Source organism: Streptomyces sp. CO7 (assembly GCF_053474865.1).
On record NZ_JBRIOU010000008.1, the window covers coordinates 307,378 to 309,783 of the forward strand.

The following is a 2,406-nucleotide window of genomic DNA, read 5'->3' on the forward strand; positions in this document are numbered from 1 at the left end:
CTCGGTGGCCGCCGGGGCGGGCGACTCGCTCTCGTCGCTCGCCGCGGCGAAGGCGGCCGGCTCGACCTGGACGTCCGTGGACTTCGTCTCCGCGGTGGTGACGACGCCCGGGTCGACCATGTTGACCTGCATGCCCTTGGGCATCGCCGTGGTGCTGCCGTCCTCGCGGACCACCTGCGCCTCGACGCCGTCGGACGGGCCGACCCAGAGCGGCTCGGAGGCGCCGCGCATCTCGGCGGTGGGCTTCTCCGGCGGGGAGGCGTGGAACTCGAGGTCCTTCCAGTCGGACCATTTGCCGGTCTCCGCGCTACGGGTGCGCACCTGCGCGGTGCCCTCGAGCGGCTTCTCGGCGGCGTCCCAGGAGACGCCCAGCAGCGAGAAGAGCTTGGTCGTGGTGCGCGGCAGCTCCTTCTTGGAGCCGCCGCCCGGCAGCGCGAGGTCGTAGACCCGTACCGGGCGTTTGGAGCGGGCCTCGGAGGCCGGTGTGTCGGCCGGCGGGTCGGCCATCGCGTAAGTGGCCACGCCACCGCCGCCGAGGAGCACGGCGCCCAGGGTGATCCAGGCTCTGCGCTTCATGCTCAGCGGGCGGTAGGCATGTGTCGTACGACGTGTCAAAGCTCCTACCTCACGTATGTCGACGCCTTGGTGCGTCGGCAGGAGGCAGAGGGACGGAGGCGGCCTGGGCCCCGCACGGACGGTGCGGCCGGCCCGGCGCCTCGACAGGTCACGACGCGCGCGCCCACGGCATGTCCCCCGGCCTCATGTACATGACTGCGCTGGCGTGGCAAAGGTTGCACGGGAGACGGCAGTCAATTCACGGGCCGCCCGGTACCCCCGGGTCCGGGATCCGGAGCGCCGCGTTCCGGACCCCCCGGGGGGCGCTGCCCTGCCCGCTGCCGGCCACGTCGGCCGACGGTCCGTCACCTGCTGTGGAGGTGACGTCCGTAGCCGAGGGCGCTCGACGGCGAAGGCAGCCCCAGCTTCCCGGGGGTGATCGCGAAGGAGCCCGCCGCGCCCGCCCGGGGCAGCAGCCACACCCCGCCGGAGCCCGCGTTCTCGCCCGGCGAGCCGGCCGCCAGGTCCACCGCGCCGTCCCCGTCGTAGTCGCCGGTGACGACGGCGGCGCCGAAGGCGTCGGAGGCCTCCGCGGCGCCCGGCACGCCCGGGGTGCCCTGGTTGAGCGCCGCCGAGCGGCCCCGGCCCGAGGCGTCCAGCAGACCGGCCGGGCCGCCGAACAGCAGGGTGGTGGCGCCCGCCCCGGCCCGGGCGCCGATCGCCTCGCCGGGGGCGCCCGCGTACAGGTCGTCCCGGCCGTCGCCGTCCACGTCCGCGGCGGCGAGGGCGGCGCCGAAGCGGTCGCCGGACTCCGCGACGCCCGCCACGCCGGGGCTGTCCTGGCCCAGCGTCTGGTGTCGGAACCCGAACGAGCCGGAGGGGGTGCCGCTGCCGTAGTGGACGTGGATCCCGCCGCCCGCGGCGAACTCCTCGGGGCCGCAGGGGTCGTCGATGTTCTCGTCGGCGATCTCGCGGCACTCGCCTAGCGCCAGGTCGTCGCGGCCGTCGCCGTCGAAATCGCCCGCGGCGAGGGCGGAGACGCCGGCGTTGTCGGTGTTCCAGAAGTTCTGGACGGCCTGCTCGGCCGCGTCCCAGCGGTACAGGCGCACGTGCGAGCGGATGTACGGGGTGGTCGACCAGTACCCGACGGCCAGGTCCTGCGTGCCGTCGCCGTCGAAGTCCCCGGCGGCCAGGGAGGGGGCTCGGCTTCCCATGTGGTCGGTGACGACGGTGCCGGAGAGCCCGTCGGCGGTGCGCAGCACCACCGTGCCCTTCCCGCCGACCACGACGTCCCTGCTGCCGTCGCCGGTCAGGTCGGCGCCGGCCACCGACAGGCCGTACGACGCGGACGCCGCCCGCCCGGTGGCGACCACGGAAGCCGGGCGGGTGCCGCTGCGGGCCCCGGCGACCGCGACGACCGACCCGGCGTCCGGGTAGGCGTTCACGTCCTCGCCGGGCGCGCCCGCCAGGAGCTCCGCGATGCCGTCCCCGTTCATGTCCACCAGCGCCACCGAGGCGCCGAACCGGTCGCCGGCCTCGGGGGAACCGGGGACCTCGGCCGTCGCCTGGCTGACGCGCAGGCTCCCGTGGGCGCCGATCCCCTTCGGGCCGCCCCGGACGACGTTCACGTAACCGGCCTTCGCGTGGCCGTCGACCGTGCCGTCGGGGACGCCGACGGCGAGGTCCGCGTAGCCGTCCCCGTCGAAGTCGCTCACGGACGGGGGCGGAACGGCCGCCGAGGCCGGCGCGGCGAGGAGCGGAACGGCGGTCACCGCCGCGACGACGGCTGCTGCTGAGGCGTACCTGCGGATCCGAGTGCGCACGAAGGGCTCCAAGGGCGAGGCGTAGGGG

General features: G+C 75.6%; 1 protein-coding gene and 1 pseudogene. Both read right to left on the reverse strand.

Features of this window, described 5'->3' with window-relative positions:
- Positions 1-615, reverse strand: a pseudogene (locus ACOV8S_RS26310) (N-acetylmuramoyl-L-alanine amidase); the annotation flags it as partial.
- 305 nt (positions 616-920) lie between these two features.
- The gene (locus ACOV8S_RS26315) at positions 921-2,378 is read right to left on the reverse strand and encodes an FG-GAP repeat protein (protein ID WP_448320886.1); all 1,458 of its coding nucleotides are present in this window, start codon (positions 2,376-2,378) and stop codon (positions 921-923) included.
- Between the last annotated feature and the right edge of the window lie 28 nt (positions 2,379-2,406).